The sequence below is a fragment of the Massilia solisilvae genome (genome assembly GCF_024753215.1).
GTDB lineage: Bacteria > Pseudomonadota > Gammaproteobacteria > Burkholderiales > Burkholderiaceae_D > Telluria > Telluria solisilvae.
This window is the reverse complement of the sequence record NZ_JANUGV010000011.1, coordinates 1-18,458: the sequence shown is the minus strand read 5'-3', so window position 1 is coordinate 18,458 and position 18,458 is coordinate 1. Positions and strand designations below refer to the sequence as shown.

Annotated in this window: 13 protein-coding genes and 1 pseudogene; 10 read left to right on the top strand and 4 right to left on the bottom strand. The window is 58.3% G+C overall.

The genetic code is table 11. From position 1 onward, the window contains the following. Window positions 1-340: 340 nt before the first annotated feature. From NX773_RS23675 to NX773_RS23670, 6 genes and pseudogenes are all read left to right on the top strand, one after another. A pseudogene (locus tag NX773_RS23675) lies at window positions 341-802 on the top strand (TniQ family protein); the annotation flags it as partial. 105 nt (window positions 803-907) lie between these two features. Then, window positions 908-2,065: a TnsD family Tn7-like transposition protein gene (locus tag NX773_RS22660; protein ID WP_258858533.1), complete on the top strand. Its 1,158-nt coding sequence runs from the start codon at window positions 908-910 to the stop codon at window positions 2,063-2,065. Between the two features lie 203 nt (window positions 2,066-2,268). Further along, window positions 2,269-2,949, top strand: coding sequence for a TnsA endonuclease N-terminal domain-containing protein (locus tag NX773_RS22655; RefSeq protein WP_258858500.1), 681 nt, complete (start codon window positions 2,269-2,271; stop codon window positions 2,947-2,949). A 2-nt stretch (window positions 2,950-2,951) separates the two neighbouring features. Next, window positions 2,952-5,123 (top strand): TnsB C-terminal domain-containing protein, encoded by a 2,172-nt coding sequence (locus NX773_RS22650; RefSeq protein ID WP_258858499.1) that lies wholly within the window; start codon window positions 2,952-2,954, stop codon window positions 5,121-5,123. Then, on the top strand, window positions 5,120-6,604 hold the full coding sequence (locus tag NX773_RS22645; protein WP_258858498.1) for an ATP-binding protein: 1,485 nt from the start codon (window positions 5,120-5,122) through the stop codon (window positions 6,602-6,604). Before NX773_RS22650 ends, NX773_RS22645 begins: the two co-directional genes overlap by 4 nt. Window positions 6,605-6,624: 20 nt before the next feature. Beyond that, window positions 6,625-8,388 carry a TnsD family Tn7-like transposition protein gene (locus NX773_RS23670; RefSeq protein WP_370662280.1) on the top strand — a complete coding sequence of 588 codons (1,764 nt, stop codon included), beginning with the start codon at window positions 6,625-6,627 and terminating at the stop codon, window positions 8,386-8,388. Between the two features lie 186 nt (window positions 8,389-8,574). Here the strand turns inward: NX773_RS23670 and NX773_RS22640 are convergent, their stop codons facing one another. The 3 genes from NX773_RS22640 to glmS form a co-directional block, all read right to left on the bottom strand. Continuing rightward, window positions 8,575-9,669, bottom strand: coding sequence for a DUF3800 domain-containing protein (locus NX773_RS22640; protein WP_258858497.1), 1,095 nt, complete (start codon window positions 9,667-9,669; stop codon window positions 8,575-8,577). Between the two features lie 391 nt (window positions 9,670-10,060). Continuing rightward, a complete protein-coding gene (locus tag NX773_RS22635) occupies window positions 10,061-11,599 on the bottom strand; it encodes a hypothetical protein (RefSeq protein WP_258858496.1) in 1,539 nt (512 codons plus the stop codon). Window positions 11,600-12,000: 401 nt separating this feature from the next. Beyond that, complete coding sequence (gene glmS / locus NX773_RS22630; RefSeq protein WP_258858495.1) at window positions 12,001-13,830, bottom strand: glutamine--fructose-6-phosphate transaminase (isomerizing); 1,830 nt, start codon at window positions 13,828-13,830, stop codon at window positions 12,001-12,003. Window positions 13,831-13,988: 158 nt separating this feature from the next. On the opposite strand from glmS, the gene NX773_RS22625 reads away from it, so the two are divergent. From NX773_RS22625 to NX773_RS22615, 3 genes are all read left to right on the top strand, one after another. Continuing rightward, window positions 13,989-14,459 carry an Lrp/AsnC family transcriptional regulator gene (locus tag NX773_RS22625; RefSeq protein ID WP_258858531.1) on the top strand — a complete coding sequence of 157 codons (471 nt, stop codon included), beginning with the start codon at window positions 13,989-13,991 and terminating at the stop codon, window positions 14,457-14,459. 152 nt (window positions 14,460-14,611) lie between these two features. Then, window positions 14,612-15,274: an ABC transporter ATP-binding protein gene (locus NX773_RS22620; protein WP_258858494.1), complete on the top strand. Its 663-nt coding sequence runs from the start codon at window positions 14,612-14,614 to the stop codon at window positions 15,272-15,274. Then, window positions 15,271-16,092, top strand: coding sequence for an ABC transporter permease (locus NX773_RS22615; RefSeq protein ID WP_258858493.1), 822 nt, complete (start codon window positions 15,271-15,273; stop codon window positions 16,090-16,092). Before NX773_RS22620 ends, NX773_RS22615 begins: the two co-directional genes overlap by 4 nt. Window positions 16,093-16,121: 29 nt before the next feature. Here NX773_RS22615 and glmU read toward each other — a convergent pair whose 3' ends face one another. Continuing rightward, window positions 16,122-17,498, bottom strand: coding sequence for a bifunctional UDP-N-acetylglucosamine diphosphorylase/glucosamine-1-phosphate N-acetyltransferase GlmU (gene glmU / locus NX773_RS22610; protein WP_258858492.1), 1,377 nt, complete (start codon window positions 17,496-17,498; stop codon window positions 16,122-16,124). Between the two features lie 30 nt (window positions 17,499-17,528). Here glmU and NX773_RS22605 point away from each other — a divergent pair, with 30 nt between their 5' ends. Further along, window positions 17,529-18,419: a DUF6279 family lipoprotein gene (locus NX773_RS22605; RefSeq protein ID WP_258858491.1), complete on the top strand. Its 891-nt coding sequence runs from the start codon at window positions 17,529-17,531 to the stop codon at window positions 18,417-18,419. Window positions 18,420-18,458 lie beyond the last annotated feature (39 nt).

Genomic DNA, 18,458 nt, shown 5'->3' with positions numbered 1-18,458 from the left:
CACGCCCTACATGATCCGCCATGGTTACGGATCCTGCAAATGCAATAGTTCCGTCAAGCATGATCACTCGACAGAATGTTTCGATTCTACCTACAGGCGATAGTCGCTGGTCGCGCCTGCGTACAGGTGAAGCCCTGATGGGGAAGATGCAAACTGGACAATTGTTCGTCTTCGAAACAGCTTTTACAATCGCGGCTCTTCATCCCAAGACACGCCCGCTGTCGTCATCGCGGTTTCGAACGTTACCACTGCCCTTTACTCATCCGCTAGAAATCCAGGCTCTAGACGTTATGAACGCTACAATCTGTTGGCTGTCCACTCTTCTATCTATCACTTAGCTGTGTCGCATTTACCGTTTTTTCCTGCTGCTCTCCCAGATGAAACCCTGTCGTCACGCGTATCTCGGTTCCACATCATTGAAGGTAACGCTACGTTCACGGCAACGCTAAGGCAGCTCTTCGGGCACCCCCTGAGCGACCTTAGCAAGATCGTCCCGAAATGCATCGAAGACTTGGCAGCGAAACTTCCCGGTGAGCCGAGCGAAAACGCTGGTGCTTTGACCTCAGCAAACACGCTACTCCCACTTTTTTCTCCATTCTTGGGGAAGGCGAATTCACGACTCCTCGATCGTATGGAGGCTGACACAGGCTGTTCCGTTAGCCGGCTGCCAAGACACGTGGTCGGAAGACACGGGGACTCCAATCTTTGCATTCAATGCGCTGTAGATGATGAACGTGAGCATGGAGTAGCGTACTGGCGCCGCGCGCATCAATGCCCGGGAGTGTCTGTTTGTTGGCGACACCGGGTCAGGTTGATCAGTAGTTGTCCGACGTGCAGTTTGCCGTTTCAACGCAAGCTCCGGCTGCTGGAAGTTCCGTGGAACGCGTGCCCTAACTGCAAACTTGACGTGACTAAAGCGGTACCTGATCGAACAGTTACCGATGTCGAACACGCCTATGCGGTCTATGTTCACAGAATGCTTCAGGCCGCATTGCCCCCGATACCTTCGGATCTCCTGGCGATGACGTATCGCGCTGCAATCCGGGCACGTGGATATTGCTGGGGCAATGCAGCAGCCACTGCAGAGTTCGCCGAAGCTCTGATCACTGGTCTCGGCGAGGACTTCGTCCAGCAGGTAGACACGGCATACTCTGCCGGTCGCCGCACCAATTGGCTGCGGTTCAGCATCTGTGACGGAGTAATGGATCTTCCGATCACAAGGCATCTCATGGTGAGCATGTATCTCTTTGGTACTCCTACACGGTTTATGCAAGCAGTCGAGGAAGCAAACGCGACGCCGCATACTAAACCCGAGGGAGGGAAGTCCCGCAGGACGACAAGTGCGGAGCCGGTTCAAGCGGAACATCGCAAACGAGTGCGGGTCGAAATGCTTCGTTGTCCTGGAATAGAGTTGGAGCAGCTTTGGAGGCGGGCGTTTACCGCAACGGCATGGTTGTTCGAGCACGACAGAGCGTGGCTGGAAGCGGCTCTGCAACCCAAAGGCAGGGCAGCAACGACTAAACGTCCACTAGGCCCTGCTCCTCAAGAAGAAGACAAGAGATTCGCGGATCTGGTCGCCAGTCAAGCGCGAGCAGTCATCTCCCTTAAGACTAAACCCGAGCGGGTAACCATCCAGCGCCTCCTCGAGAACGTGCCCGCGTGGAAAGTTGATACGTTAGCCCGACGGTCGCGTTACCCATTGTTATCTGAACAGCTAGTTGTATGCAAGGAGAGCTCTTGGTGCTTCTCGGCGCGGCGGATTCTTTGGTCATTAGGCGAACTCATCCGTCTTGAACTTCCGGTCACGATCGGTAACGTAAGCCAGGTCTCTGCAGTCTCCGCCTATGCCGTCGCCATGATTACTCGCTTTACCCAATGGGACCTTGCCGAGATGTCCGCGCGATCGCTCAACATTCCTCACGAACTGGGCAAGGTCGGGATCGGTCCAAGCTGGGCAGGACCAGAGTCCACTCCGATGGGGACAGTGGGCGGGAGGGCGTATGTTCGCAAGAGGCAACGAGCTGGCAAGAGCGCCGTTGATGTCGAACAAGTGAGCTCGGATTGAAGCCGCTGCGATACGAACAATAAGCGCACAGACACATGCGAACAAGACAAATTAAGACCCAGGCTGACGTCGACCGATACGTTGCCAAGGGGTACGGTGCTGGGGAGCGCGATTCGTATATTCCGTGGATAAAAGTTCGAGATATCGCTTCACGCGGCAGATCCCGCGAGGTCCAGGGTTCAAAGACGAACCGAGTGCATCACTTGCAATCGGACCTCGAGTATTGGTACTGGTTGACATTGGAGTTTTCCGAACAGGTCGTCGACATTAGGGAACAATTCCCATTATTCCCGTCGTCCGAGTCGCTGGCGATCGCCAGCAGCCTGGGTATCGAATATCCGAAATATCCGGGTACAAACGTGATGTTCGTCCTCCCAACGGACGTGCTAGTGACATTGAAGCAGCCGGACGGGAAATTCCGATTGGCTGCGCGGACGCTCAAGTACCAAGCGGAACTTGATGATCCCAAAACACGCCGACGGACGCTCGAAAAATTCGAGCTCGAAAGAGCAGTTTGGCGCAGCAGAGGTGTGAGCGATTGGGCTATTGTGACGGACCAGGTCATCGGCAAGACGCTCGCCGCCAACCTGCAGTGGTTGCGCAAAGCAGCACATCCGCAACGCCACCTGTTACAGCCTGCGTTGCGGAAGGCATATAAAGACTACCTAAAGTATTACTGCAGCTCGGAACGGACCTTGGCGTCGGTTATCCGTTCGACCGCGACCGCCGTTACGCTTCCCTATGAGGACGGCGTCATGATGTTCAAAGACCTTGTGTGGACCAAGGAAGTCCTTATCAATCTACGTGTGGACTCTTTAGCGCTAACTGGTCCATGCCCGTCGCTTTCTTTTCCCGCTCCGGTTGTCACGGAGAAGGTCGCTTAATCATGAATTCAAATCTCAGCGTTAACTCAGTCTTGAAACCGGTGGACGAAAGCGTCTCATTCCAGCAACCGTGCCGTCTGCTCTGGATGGACGAGCAAGTGGATCTCGTCGCGCTTATCACCATCGAAAAAGAACCGAAAAAGCCTTGGCTGCTTGGATTATCGACGCTGCGATCACTGTTATCGGAACAAAAAGCGGTCATCGTCCAACTGAAAGTTCCAGAATTTATGATGACACTTGAGGACGAGATCCCTGCGAAATACAGGAACAAGCGCGATGCAAACTGGGAACGTATTAGGCCAATAGTGCAAGGATCGTCGCCAAGCCGAATGTTCGAGCCAGACACTATGGGCGCGTTGGTTAAGCAACAGGCCGAAGCTGTAGGTGTCGAAAAGAAATCTCTCTACCGCTTGCTGTATCGATACTGGATGTTCGGCTCTATTCGTAATGCTCTCCTGCCGAACTATCCCAATTCCGGAGGAAAGGGAGTCGAGAAGAACTATGCGCCGGGCAAGTCACCTGGAAGGCCGCCAAAGGTGATGAGTACCACCCCAAGGCCTCGCGCAAAAACGTTGACCAAACAAGACAAGATCGCGATCCGGATAGGCTACGCACTCTACTGCAAGAACGAAGTGAAGTCGAAGGGAGACGCGTACACGCGCATGCTACGGAAGTTCTATTGCGAGTCGATCACGACGCCTGACTTCCCTGAACAAAACATAACCCTGAAGCCTCTAAGCGAACTCCCCAACCAAACCCAGTTCGAGTATTGGGGCAAGAAATCGTTCGATGACATGACCGTTCTCCGCGGCCGTAAGGGCGAACGGAGGTGGGCTAAGGATCATCGACCGCTCAAGGGCAGAGCATCGGACGGATTGTTCGGCCCGGGTCATCGCTTCGAAATCGACGCTACGGTCGCCGACATATACCTCATCAGCAGGTTCAATCGTAACTGGATCATCGGGCGGCCTGTCGTATACGTCGTGGTGGACGTCTTTTCCAGGATGATCGTAGGCCTCTTCGTCGGCCTCGAGGGTCCGAGTTGGAACGGTGCGCGGCAGGCACTACTCAACACCTTCACTGACAAAGTGCAATTCTGTGCGGACTATGGCATCCAAATCCGCCCGGAAGACTGGCCCTGCGCACACTTGCCACAGGAGTTGAGCTGCGACCGCGGCGAAATGTTGGGCCTAGCGGCGGAGGCCATTGTCCCAAGCCTTGGCATCGACTTGGTTATTGCTCCACCATTTCGGCCTGACTGGAAGGCCGTCGTTGAGAGCAGGTTTCGAATTCTTAACCAGCTTACGCAGATTCACTGGATACCGGGAGGCGTTGCTCAACGAATCAAGGAGCGTGGGGAACGCGACTACAGGGAAGACGCTACCCTAACTCTTCGGGAATTCACGGAGATTATTATCCGAACCGTTCTTCACTATAACCATCACACGACACATCCTGATAGCCTTACGCCCCCTATGGTCGCGGAGGGTATTTCGTCAACTGGAATATCGATCTGGAACTGGGGTATTGATCACGGCTTTGCGACCAGAGTGGAGCAAGCCCCGGACCTGGTGAAGCTACAGCTTTTGAATAAAGCTGCGGGAACGATTCAGGCAGGCGGGATTCATTTTTCCGGCATGCTTTTTACCCCAGAGGACGACCGATATGAGAAATTTTTCGCTCGAGCTCGGGCCAACGGTCATCAACCCATCGACGTTTGGCATGACCCGATGAAGCCGGCGTACATATGGATCCGAGATACGGATAAGTCAATGTTGCGCTGTCAGTGGAGATCTCCCGGCCAGTATGACGAGGCCGCCCGGTTTGAAGAGATCCTAGACATGCAGCAGATGATTAATTATGTGGGACCGGATCAATTGCATGCCGAGCTTACGAGCAAAGTGAACCTTGACGCCAGGATCCAGGCCATCGTCGACACCGCCACTGCTGAGAAGCGCGAGGCGCCCAAGCCAGTGTCAAAGGCGGCACAACTTGCGAATATTCGTAGTAATCGTGCGATTGAACGCGCCGCGGGGACCGGTAGCCCCCAAGTGAGCTCGGACGTCCGACAGCAGGATCGAGATGTGAAACCTTACATTGCAGAAGGCTATGGCGAACGCAGCGCCGAAGTGATCGATATTCTTTCCCAGCTTCGTAGGAAGGGGGCAAAGTGAGCAAGCGCGCCCATTACCAACCGTCGCCTGTTCCGGAATACACTGGAAACCCGCTTATCGAGGCGTTGCCGCCCATTCTTTCTGAAGATGACGCGGGTGCAGCGATGGCAAATTTTCCACCTACCCCTGGGGATGAGCGACACCTTAGCAAGGAGGTGCGTCTTCATCTTGTCAATCGAATCCGATCGCTGGTTCAGCCCCTGCCGATCCACCTTGAGCTAGAGAGCACGATATCGAGCCTGTTGCGTAGCGGTTATGTCGCGCGAAACCCGATGCGGCCTGAGACCATGCGTCATCTGTACGGGCTTTCTACCGGCCGTAACTCTTCCACCGGTTTCATCTCTACCGCCTCGACAACCAGTCTCACCGGCCTGAGCGGGATGGGAAAAACGACGGCTCTCAACTCGGTGCTCAGCCTGTACCCGCAGACGATTGAGCATGTCCGATACCAAGGCAAGGAGTTCGTTCATACTCAAATTGTTTGGCTAAAGCTGGAATGCCCCTACGATGGCTCCCTCTCCGGCTTATGTCATGCATTCTTTCGGGCCGTCGACAAAGCCCTAGGACAAGAAGATCGATACGCGAGCCGATATCGGGCCAGAGGCGGCATCGAAGAAATGATCCTGCGAATGACCCAGCTCGCCAGCACTTATTTCATCGGCGCGCTTTTTATCGACGAGCTCCAGCATCTCAACCGAGCAAAGGTCGGTGGACAAGAGAACATGCTGAATTTCTTCGTCAACCTGATCAACAGCATCGGCATCCCCGTGGTCTTCGTCGGAACCAATTCCATGGTGAAGCTTTTTGCTGATGTGCTGCGCAACGCAAGACGGGCGTGCGGCCACGGCACGCATTACTTCCAGGAACCGAAGGCCGACGACCCGACGTGGGATATGCTTGTCGATGTGGCATTGGACTACCAATGGGTACAGCAACCCGTAGAGCTCACTCCTGAGATCAAGGACGCGCTTTATGAGTACACCCAAGGTGTCACTGACTTTCTCGTCAAACTACTCATGCTGGGCCAGCGGTACGCCATCCAGGCCAAAATCGAGACGCTTAACCCCCAGGTCTTCAGTCACGTCTTTAACACCAAAATGAGGCTGCTGAAACCGGCGCTGGAGGTACTTAAATCCCGTGACCCGGAAAAGATGTCCAAGTTCGATGACCTGCTCCCGCCTGACGAGATACTAAATGAAATGTTGTCCGAAAAGGAGCCAACCCTATCGCTCGACATGCTTGCGGGTCTAAGACGTTCTAAACCGGATACGCGGCCAGCTGCGCAACCAAGCCCGGCTACGCCCTTGCACGACGAACCTTCACGACCAACGTCCCGAATGGCCACGAGGCCAGCCGAGCAGCCGGCGTCCGCTTTGATTGCTGCTCGCGAGGACACGCGCAGTGCCCTGATTGAAGTTGGTTGGCTTGCTTCCGATCCACTCGAATTCTCAGAAACCTATGCGGTGGCAAACGCCCCGTAAGTTTGACCGATGAGGATATCGTGGCTTACGAACCTGATGCAACGAGGCTTGTCTTCTTCCCGCCAGCCTTGCCGGATGAAACCCTGCATAGCCAAGTAGCGCGATACCACCGTCTTTCTGGAAACCTCGATGACAGGCTAACTCTGAGGGAAGTGTTTGGATCACAGAGCCTAGTGGCCACTTCCCTGCTTCCGAGCCATTTGAGGCTGATGTCGTCAAGGCTTCCGGAGAGAGCCGAAACCTGCGCAGATGGTCTACTGGAGCAGGGAACCATCTTCCCGTACTATCGACCACTTCTTGCTCCGCCACAAATCGCTCGATGCCTAGCGGCCGCTAACAGCACGGATGCACGCGGTCTTAAAATTAGCTTGGGAATGGTAGCGGGTCGTTTGGGTGGACAAAACCCATTACGGCTTTGCGACCAATGCGTTGTCGAAGATCGGAATCTGTACGGAACTCCTCACTGGCATCGCACACATCAACTCCCTGGGGTGCTCGTCTGCCCTCGGCACGAATGCTTCTTGCTTGAGCCAGACAGGGCTTGGGCGCACTTACGGCGCCATAGCCTTTTCTTGCCCGATGCGATCCCTCGTGCGCAAGTCGCGTGTCCTTCGGGTGTCGAGAACCATCACATGCCCGCGCTGATAAAGCTCGCCCAGTTGAGTGCACAGCTATTGGTATCGACAACCATGCAACTCCCGCCCGATGTGCTTAGAACGTTCTACCTAACTCGAGCGGGGTGCCTTGGTTGGCTAACAGGACGTGGAAGGATTCAAGGCGAAGTTATTGACTCGATGGGGAAACGTTGCTGCCAATCCTTTCCAGACCTTCCCGACTTCAACTTTCTCCGCCTCCCAGTAAGCGATGTATCTCGGGGAGCATGGATACTTCAACTACTACGAAAACAACGCCGCGCGTCCGCACCTATTCGACATCTGACGCTTCTGTTATTGCTCGGATCCAGTTGGAATGACTTATCCAAATTTTGCTCTTGCTTTACGCCGCGAGCGCGAAAACCGGAGAGAGACGTTTGCATTTCTGACTCCAAATTGCAAAGTATGCAGGCACTAGTAGCGATGAGCCGCAGCGGCTGCTCGTTGCGGGAAGTGAGCCGACAAACCGGAATCGCTGTGACAACCCTGCGCATCGCAGCCGAGCGTGCCGGACTACACCCTAGCAAGCGCCCAAAGAAACTGAAGGGAACTAAGCTAGATGATCTTAAACAGGACCTTTTCACAACAACTTCCCTTGATCAAATCGCCTGTGTGCACGGGGTCGCGCTTGTCTCTCTCTACAGGATTCTGCGCGCTGATCCTGCTTTAGCGAACAGGCGGGAAACGCTTCTGATGGAGCAGGAGAGGGAAACACGTCGAAAAAGGTTTAATGACGACCGCCAGAAGATGCCCGCCAGGCGGGCCACCGACTACGCTTGGCTGTATCGGAATGATCACACGTGGCTTCAAGGGGCCATAAGATCGACAATACCAGCACAAGCGACGACGAGGCGGGAACGAGTCAACTGGGCAGCGCGCGACCAGAACTTTGCGCAACAGGTACGCTCGATAGCAGAAAGATTATATAGAGACCTGCCACCGGTGAGGGTCAGCCGGACCCGGATTATCCGCTTGGTCGGCCGTCAGGCGCTAATCGAGAAATTCATGCATCGCCTGCCTCTCACGACTTCTGCCTTAAGGGAAGTAGCAGAGTCTGCACAGGCATATTCGCAGCGTAGGGCCAGTCTCGACGAGCCTACCTCGCTCCATGCCCGCTTTAAGAACGCCTAACAAAACCTCTGGACGTACCTCCCAACAGATGAGGAAGCAAGCAAGCGAAAGGAACGCTTGGTGAATGGCCGCCCGCCGGTCGTGGCCGCTGCGTGGAGCTGCCGTCCCCGATTCCGAGCCCGCAGGACAGGCCCCACCATGAGTAGGAGGAGCCCCCCACGTCTCCCCCTTCATCTTTCATTGATATCAGTATCCGGCTACGCCAAAAAGTTGTTGGGCCATGTTGTGTGGCCCCACTACATTGATCCCTATTCCTTTGTCTCTGTTAGTATGCCGAAGTAATACATCAATAGCCCTATCCAGGACCTCCGTCTCGCTCTCGTCACTGAGGTGAGCCTGGTACCAACGCATTGATAGGCCGGCTACGATATCTGCAAGCTGTATGCCGACGCTCTCTGGCGACGCTTTGAAGAATAGGTCAGCTACCTCCTCAAAGTTGAAATCCGAATAGGGAGGCCAGAACTCCGAAGGATTCCGCTTCGCAGATTCCGCCTGAGCTTTTGCCTCTGCGATGATCTCATCGAAGTGGGCCTGTTCATCGTGAAAAATCCGGCATCCATTCAGGTTGCCCTTTAAGAACAGATTTATCCGCGCGTACATGTGTGCCGTCGATGAAAAATTGGGCAACAACCAGACCTCCTGGCCGCGCTTGCCAATGTCGGGAAGAGGGAGGAATCGACGGTGCGCATTTTCACCTTCTCTCTCAATCATTATTCGGAAGTCGTCTTTGCTTTCTTCCACCTGGGAGGCGAGTCCCTGAGCAACCTCATGAGGATCTTCAACCACACAGGCCTTGAGCCGATCGAAGTAGGACCCAACGGTTGCGTTTGACGGACTGTTCATGCACTGGACAAATTCGAAGATCACATCATGGGGAACCCTGTTGTAGATGTAGTCAGCAAAAATGTTCTTCAACCATACGGTCTGTTGGGACTCCTCAGTGTTGAAGTATGGCGGCCAAACGAAACCATTGATAATACTGACGGCCAACTGGTATTTCTTGTCCACTACTTCGATGAAGAAGGGCAAACGTTGCTTCGCTACCAATTGCACGGCGTCTAGAGCAAACTCAGGCTTTCGTCTCAGAATCTTGCTTAGTTTTAGCTCGGAGCTTTGAACCTTGTGCTTTTTCCTCAAGGCGTCTAGTTCCCTTGAAATCTCGCTTTCGTCGCAAGCACCTACTGCTGCTAGGCTGAAGACGCTTTGTCCGCCGAAGTCAAGAGCCGGACCAGTTCTTGCGAGATCACCAGTGTTGCCACTCTCGTCTGCGTAGAAATCCAAAGTTGCTTTCCTTATATTGTCGATAGACTATCGAACCGGGATCGTTGCGTCGATGGCCAGCTTCCAGTGGTACGCCAGCATAGCAAACACTTCGGTTGCATCGCGTTCGGTCAATGGCTGATCCTTTAGGTACCCATGGATCGGCCACAGGCAGCTAAGAAATGGAACTCGATGCAGCGCTAGCATCGTCCGGCAGCTCGGCTGCAGCTCATCAACTTTTGCCAACGCAGGGACCCAAACTGATTCTTGGCATCTTCCAGCCGACCGAGGGCGAGGTGCGCTACGGTGGCGTTCCTCTGAGCGAGCTCGGCACAACCGCGTACCGGGCGGTGCCCGGGGGCCGTTGCGGGGGCGCCACCGTCTCTTTAACCGTTCCTCCGCCAGCGCCTGGTCAATCTTGCAAGCGGCGCGCACGGCTTACAGCAACATGTTGCAACGGTAGAAAGTGCTGTTCGAACGTCCTAAGTAGAGATGGGTCGTTCAGTTCACGGACCTTGGCCCGGATCTCCTCTGGGCCGACCAAGACAAGCTCGAACTGCTTCCGATTTGCATCGCGCGTCCTCTCAACTCGACTTAACGACTCATCGGATAACGTCCCTGTATACCACAGCTCGAAGATTAGCCTTGTGGGTTTCCTGTCCAAGTATTGGTCGACATAATGACGTACGGTGAGAATGCGTTTGGTAAGCCACTGATCAATTTCAGTATCGTCTATGGAAGAGCCGGGAGCGTGACCTTTGCACTCGATGAAGTAAGCTTCACGGTTAGGAATTACCAACCAGACATCCACCTCGGCTTTTGCACCGTCCTTGCCCTTGCAAATTTTGTTGAGCTCGATAGCTGGCGAACGATCGCGCCTCACGACTTCTGCCACCAGGAGTTCGAAAAAAGCCCCGCGCATGTTGCCAGCCGCTCCCTCCAGCTTGCCCAAGCTGTTGAACAGCATGTCGAATTTTTCTGGCGATACAGAACGAATCGCAGCTTCCGCCAGAACTTTGCTAAGCTCCTTGAAACCATCCGCAACGTCTTTCCCAAAGAGTGTTTCGGGCGTCGCCGGTAGGATACCCGCGCTCCGCAGCTCTTGGAACGCCTCCTTCGAATAGTGCTCCGACACGTAAATGAAGAGAGTCTTGCCCAGTTTTTTGAGTGCTCGAAGGGCACGAACTTTGTATAGGAATGTTTCGGCGCTTCCGAATCCCAATGACCCGGCAAGTAAAACGTCGCAGGCAATGAGGCCGGGCCTCATCGAGCCATCCTTATCCTGAACGGACAGCGGCCCAAGATAGCTCGGAGCAGTCAAATCCCATGCAAATGTTCCAAGCATAGGCATCTCGGCGGCCCCACCTCGAATTTTGACCTTATTAAAACTCGCTATGCTCAGCCTCCGGAGCCATTCGTTTACGCTGCCCAGCAAAATGCCTTCGGCGATCAGTCTCGCGCGAACCTGTGCGACAGCTTCAGGTGGCATAGCGTCCATATACTCAGAAAGCTGCCGCGTCATGACGCATTCCCCAATCCCAGGCACCTCTCTACGCTCGAACACTCCGGCTGCGACCATTCTTTCGAGTACGGCTCCGGCTGAAATGTGCTTCTTCTGAGCGATGGGCGCACCGCACGCAGCGGTAAAGTGCGCAACCGGCACTATGCTCCTGGCCTGTACTGCAACAAGCGCCCTGGCATACGCGCTCTTGGAGGCAAGGATGGCAGCGAACAGCCGTTGCCAATAGTAGGGGGATCGGAAATCCTTTTCGAGGTAAACGAAGCGGACGCCCCGAGCGAAAGGCAGGTGCGCCAACTTCTTGACGGGCGCGGCCGCGCGAGCAATCCGCTGGCGAGCGGCCGCGGGGCTAAGTCCGGCTGTTTGGACGAGGTACTCGGCTAGTTCTGTGCTCAGGCACGGGCCAAGCACTTTGAGGGCACCTAATGGCATAAGCTACCTGCTCCTTGTCACAGAGCGCTATTTATAATTCTTCACTTCGTGGGTGGTCAATCCTTTTCGATATCGCCAATAATTTCCTTTATTTTCAACAGCTTGCAAGAGCAAAAATGGGCGTTTTTTGGGCTGATGTCACAGTACTTCGTTTTTTAGATGAAAAATTGGGTGGTCGCACCGTGCGCCGGCCTTCTCTAAAACAGATCGCGCCTGGATGTCGTCCCTAGAGTCGAGCGAGCAGAAGAATGCAGGCAGGCGTCGGGACGGCGCCTGCCTGCAACGACATGGAATGAAGGAAAAAGCAGCGTTGTCAGACTTTTTTATGCATTGTCAGACAATTTTATCTGTTGTCAGACTTTTTTATATGTCGACAGCCGCCCGTCCCAGCTAAAGCAGGCTCACTCCACCGTCACAGACTTCGCCAGGTTGCGCGGCTTGTCCACATCCGTGCCACGCGCCAGCGCGGTGTGATACGCCAGCAGCTGCAGCGCGGCCACGTGCAGGATCGGCGACAGCAGGCCGTAGTGCTCCGGCAGACGGATCACGTGCACGCCGTCGCTCGAGGTGATGCGCGAGTCCACGTCCGCGAACACGTACAGCTCGCCCCCGCGCGCGCGCACTTCCTGCATGTTGGATTTGAGCTTTTCCAGCAGCGCGTCGTTGGGCGCGATCGTCACCACCGGCATTTCCTCGGTCACCAGCGCCAGCGGGCCATGCTTCAGCTCACCCGCCGGGTAGGCCTCGGCGTGGATGTACGAAATTTCCTTGAGCTTGAGCGCGCCTTCGAGCGCGATCGGGTAGTGGATGCCGCGGCCCAGGAACAGGGCGTTTTCCTTGCGCGCGAATTCCTCGGCCCAGGCGATGATCTGGGGCTCCAGCGCCAGCACGGCCGACAGCGCGACCGGCAGGTGGCGCATCTGCTTCAGGTAGATGGCCTCCTGCGCGTCGTCCAGGCGGCCGTTGACCTGCGCCAGCGTCAACGTCAGCAGGAACAGCGCGGCCAGCTGGGTGGTGAAGGCCTTGGTCGACGCCACGCCCACTTCCACGCCAGCACGGGTGATGTATGCAAGTGAGCACTCACGCACCATTGCGCTGGTGGCCACGTTGCAGATCGTGAGGGTGTGGTGCATGCCGAGGCTGCGGGCGTGCTTTAGCGCGGCCAGGGTGTCGGCCGTTTCGCCGCTCTGCGAGATCGTCACCACCAGGGTCCTGGGGTCCGGCACGCTCACGCGGTAGCGGTATTCGCTGGCGATTTCGACGCTGACCGGCACCTGGGCCACCGATTCGATCCAGTACTTGGCCGTCAGCCCCGCGTAGTAGCTGGTGCCGCAGGCCAGGATCAGCACGCGGTCGATCTGCTTGAACACCTGGTAGGCGCCGTCGCCAAACAGCTCGGGCATGATGCCGGTGACGCCTTCCAGCGTGTCGCCGATCGCGCGTGGCTGCTCGAAGATTTCTTTCTGCATGAAGTGGCGGTACGGGCCCAGCTCGGCCGCGCCGGTGTGGGCGTGCACGGTCTTGACCTCGCGGCTCACCTGGCGCCCTTCCGCGTCCACGATCCAGTAGCGCGCCAGCTGCAGGTCGACCACGTCGCCTTCTTCCAGGTAGATGATCTGGTCGGTGGTGCCGGCCAGCGCCATGGCGTCCGAGGCGACGAAGTTCTCGCCATTGCCCACGCCCACCACCAGCGGCGAGCCCTGGCGCGCGGCCACCACGCGGTGCGGCTCGTCGCGGCAGAACACGGCGATTGCATACGCGCCGTGCAGGCGCTTGACGGCCTGCTGCACGGTGTCGAACAGGTCGCCGTTGTACATGTGGTCCACCAGGTGGGCGATGACTTCGGTGTCGGTCTGGCTCTGGAACTGGTAGCCCAGCCCGGTCAGCTCGTGGCGCAGCTCGTCATGGTTTTCGATGATGCCGTTGTGGACAAGTGCAATGCGGGCGTTGTCTTCGCTCGGGGAAAAGTGCGGGTGCGCGTTGTGCGAGGCCGGGGCGCCGTGCGTGGCCCAGCGGGTGTGCGCGATGCCGGTGAAGCCCTCGAGCTCGGCACTCTTGACCTGGGTTTCGAGGTCGGCCACGCGCGAGGTGCTGCGCGAGCGGCGCAACGCGCCGTTCACGTGCAGCGCCACGCCGCAGGAATCGTAGCCGCGGTATTCCAATCGTTTCAGGCCTTCAATCAGAATTGGTGTAATGTTGCGTTGCGCTACGGCTCCGACGATTCCGCACATGATCTGTCCTCGTGAATAGGTTGGGATACCCTTACTGTAGAGCAGAGCCAATGAAATATGCGTTCAGTGCGCGGCTGTTTTTGATATATTATTTCAGAGAGCATTTACACTGAAATCTTATTTCATCTTCGCCGAAATTCTTGGCAGATCTTTCAAAAATGGCCGCCGAGTACCCTTTGGACGATCTCGATCGTCGCATCCTGCAAGCGCTTCAGCTTGACTCATCTCACACCAACGCCGAGCTGGCTGAACTTGTTCATGTGTCACCCCCAACCTGCCTGCGCCGGGTCAAGCACCTGACCGACAGCGGCGTGATTCAGAAACAAGTTGCTATCGTCGATCCCGTCAAAGTCGGCGCCAGCATCACGGCCATCGTCGAGATCACGCTCGACGTGCAGGCCGCCGAGCGCATGGACGAGTTCGAGCGCCTGGTGGCGCAGGAGGCCGCCATCCTCCAGTGCTACCGGACGGCGCCGGGACCGGACTTCATCCTGGTGCTGCAGGTCAAGGACATGCCGGCCTACCACGAACTGGCGCACCGGATATTCGCCACCCACGCCAACGTGCGCAATGTGCGCACTTATTTCTCGACCTCCCGCAGCAAATTCGACACGCGCATCCCGATCTAAAGTTGCCGTTGAGTAACATCAACCGCGCCGCCCGCGAATAGATGTCTACTGGAAACATCCAGCGACTTCATAGCGAGGCGGAAGTGGTTGCGAACGGTAATAGCGCACTTGTAGAACTGTCCGGCGTCCATCGCCGCTTCCGGACCGGGAAGGTGCTGGTCCATGCCCTCTACGACATCAGCCTGCGGGTTCAGCGCGGCGAGATCCTCGCCATCTGCGGCCCCTCGGGGCACGGCAAGACCACGCTGGCCAACCTCATCGGCCTGCTGGACGCGCCGAGCGAAGGCAGCCTCTGGTTCGACGGACTGGCCACCGAATCGCTGGCCGAGGGCGCACGCAGGCAACTACGCACGGAAAAGATCGGCCTCGTCTTCCAGCACTGCACGCTGGTGCCGGTCCTGTCCGCACAGGAAAACGTGATGCTCCCGCGCTTGCTCAATGGCAAGCGGCCCGACGACACCAGCGAGCTGGCCGCCGAACTGCTGGCGCGCCTTGGCCTTGCCGCGCAGGTCCGTCAGTTGCCGACTGCGCTGGACGCCAGCCAGCGCCAGCGCGTCTGCATTGCGCGCGCGCTCGTCAACCGCCCGGCGCTGGTGGTGGCGGACGAGCCAACCTCGCGCCTGGACAGCGGCAGCGTGCGCATGGTGATGGACTTGTTCAGCGCCTTGCAGCGCGAACGCGGCACCACGTTCGTGGTCGCCACACGCGACCAGCGGCAGTTGCTGCGCGCCGCGCGTACCTTGCAGCTGAGCGAAGGCCGCCTGCTGGGCGCGCCGGCCGACACGCCCCGCCTTGCTTGCCGGGCGCTGGCATGAACAGCCTGCAGCTGGTGCTGCGCAACCTGCTGCGGGCCCGTCGACGGACGCTGGGGCCGGTCCTGCTCATCGCGCTGGCCCTGTGCGGGCTCGACCTGTTTTTCGGCTGGGAGGGCGAAGCGCTGCGGCAAGCCGAGCAGGAAGCGGTCTTTGGCGAACGCCTGGGACACCTGGCCATCCTGCCGCAAGACGCATCTGCCTTCACGGCCCGCCAGGCGCAAAGCCTGCGCGAGCTCGCCCAGCGAACACCCGGCGTGGTCCTGGTTGCGGACTCCCCCGCCGCCATCGCCGTCTATCTTGCCAATCCACTCGACTGGCAGGCGCGCAGCGCCGCACTGGACGCGGGCTTGCGCGCGGCCGGCCTGCGGGCGAGCCTGCATCGCGCGGCAGACTTGTCCCGCACCTACCGCGCCGCCCGCGCCACCCATCGCCGGGCGCTTGCCAGCGTGACCGTCGCGGCGCTCGCGGCCATCATGATGGTGATTTTCTGCACAGCCACACTCAACCGCGTGGAGCGCCGGCGCGAGTTTGCGCTGCTGCGCGCCCTCGGGCTGGCGGACCGGGCCGTGCTGGCGCACATGCTTGCGGAAGCGCTGCTGGTGACGCTGTGCGCCGTGGTGCTGGGCATGGCCGCCAGCACGCTGCTCTGGTCGATTGCGCAGGCTGTCCCCGGCTGGCACCTGGTGCTCGAGCCGGACCCGCGGCGCCAGTTGGCCGCGCTGGTGCTGGTGTTCGTGGCGGTATCGGTGGCGGTGCTGGTGCCGGCCCTGCATACGCTGCGGGACGATGTGGCGGAAGAATTGGCGGGCGCCGGGTAATAGCGCGCCCACCTTGGACAAGCTGTGGATTACTTTTTGACCTTGACCGGGCGCTGCCAGCCTTCGATGGTCATCTGCTTGGGACGCGAAATGGTCAGCTTGCCGGCCGGCGCGTCCTTGGTCAGCGTGGTGCCGGCGCCAAGGGTAGCGCCCTTGCCAACAGTCACCGGCGCCACCAGCTGCGTATCGCTGCCGATGAACGCGTCATCCTCGATGGTGGTGCGGAACTTATTGGCGCCGTCATAGTTGCAGGTGATCGTGCCCGCACCAATGTTCACGCGCGAGCCGACGTCGGCATCGCCCACATAGGCCAGGTGGTTGGCCTTGCTGTGCGCCGCCACCTTGCTGTTCTTGATCTCGACGAAATTGCCCACGTGGACATCCTCGGCCAGCTCGGTGCCCGGGCGCAGGCGCGCGTACGGCCCGATGATCGATTTCTCGCCCACCACCGCGTCCTCGATATGGCAGAACGGCTTGATCTGCGCCCCGGCCGCCACCTTCGCGTCCACCAGCACGTTGTGCGCGCCCACGCTCACGCCATCGCCCAGCTCGACACGGCCCTCGAACACGCAGCCGACGTCGATCGTCACGTCGCGGCCGCAGATGAGTTCGCCGCGCACGTCGATCCGCGCCGGGTCCATCAGGGTGACGCCTTTGTCCAGCAGCGCATTGGCGATGTTGAGCTGGTGGCGGCGCTCGAGCTCGGCCAGCTGGACCTTGCTGTTCACGCCCGCGACTTCCCATTCCGCCGACGGCTGGGCCGACACGACCTCGACCCCGTCCGCCACCGCCTGCGCCACGATGTCGGTCAGGTAATATTCACCCTGGGCGTTGTTGTTCGACAGCGCAGCCAGCCATTTCTTCAGGTGGCGGGTGGGAATGACCATGATGCCGCTGTTGATCTCGCGGATCTGGCGCTCGGCCTCGGTGGCATCCTTTTCTTCCACGATGCGCACGATGCGCCCGTTGTCGCGCACGATGCGGCCCAGGCCGAACGGGTTGGCCATCTCCACCGTCAGGATGCCCAGCTTGTCATCGCCCGCCGCCGCCACCAGCTTGCGCAGCGAGGCGCTTGACGTCAGCGGCACATCGCCGTACAGCACCAGGGTCGGCACGTTGTCGTCCAGCTGGGGCACCGCCTGCATGACCGCGTGGCCAGTGCCCAGCTGGGGCTCCTGCAAGGCGGTGTCGATCACGGCACCGGTGCGCTCGGCCAATTGCCCGACCATGGCGGGCACCGCTGCGCCGCCGTGCCCATAAATCACGCATAATTTGCGTGGTGCAAGGCCGCGCGCCGTTTCGATCACGTGCTGCAGCAGCGGCTTACCTGCCAGCGGATGCAACACCTTTGGCAGCGCGGACTGCATGCGCTTTCCCATGCCGGCGGCGAGGATGACTACGTTCATATGCCGTTTTTCGCAAAAAGAGTTGAAGAGATGAAAAAGTTTAGCACGCACCCCTGGTGGTACCGCGTACGCTTGCTGTTCCTGGTTGCAATGGTCGCGGTCGCGGCGGGGTGCAGCACCGTCAAATTCACGTACAACCACGGCGACACTCTACTGTACTGGTGGCTGAACGCGTACGTCGATCTCGACAGCGACCAATCGACCTGGGTCAAGCAGGACATCGACAAGCTGTTCCTGTGGCACCGGCAGACCCAGCTGCGCGACTACGCCGGCCTGCTGACGAACATGCAGCGCCAGCTGGCCGGCAACCCGACCCAGGCCGACCTGCTGTCGGACTATCGCGACATCAAGGCGCGCACCGAGCTGCTGGCGTTCAAGGCCTTGCCCGAGCTGGCTGACCTGGCGATGTCGATGCGGCCGGACCAGATCGAGCAGATGCAGAAGAAATTCAACAAGAACAACGAGGATTTCCGGCACAAGTACATGAGCGGCGACGTCGAGCACCAGCACAAGGTTCGCTTCGACAAATCGATGGACCAGTTCGAGCTGTGGTTCGGGCACTTCTCGCGCGACCAGGAAGCCGTGTTGCGGCGCGCCTCGGACGCGCGGCCGCTGGACAACGAGATCTGGCTGCAGGAACGCAAGATGCGCCAGCAAAAGATTGTCGCGCTGCTGCGCCGGGTGCAGCAGGAAAGGCTGAACAAGGAACAGACAATGGCGGCGATTCACACCCTGCTGCGCGACTTCTTCGACCGCTTCGACGCGCCGGAGCGCAAGGCATTCTTCGACGCCTATGTGGACAGCACCTCGAAATACATCCTCACCGCGATCCGCCTGGCCACGCCCGAGCAGAAAGCGCATGCGCAAAAGCGGATGCAAGGGTGGATCAACGACTTCAACGCGCTTGCCGCCGGGCGCTAGCAATTGCTCGTTTTGCTTGCACTGTCGTCCCGGCGAACG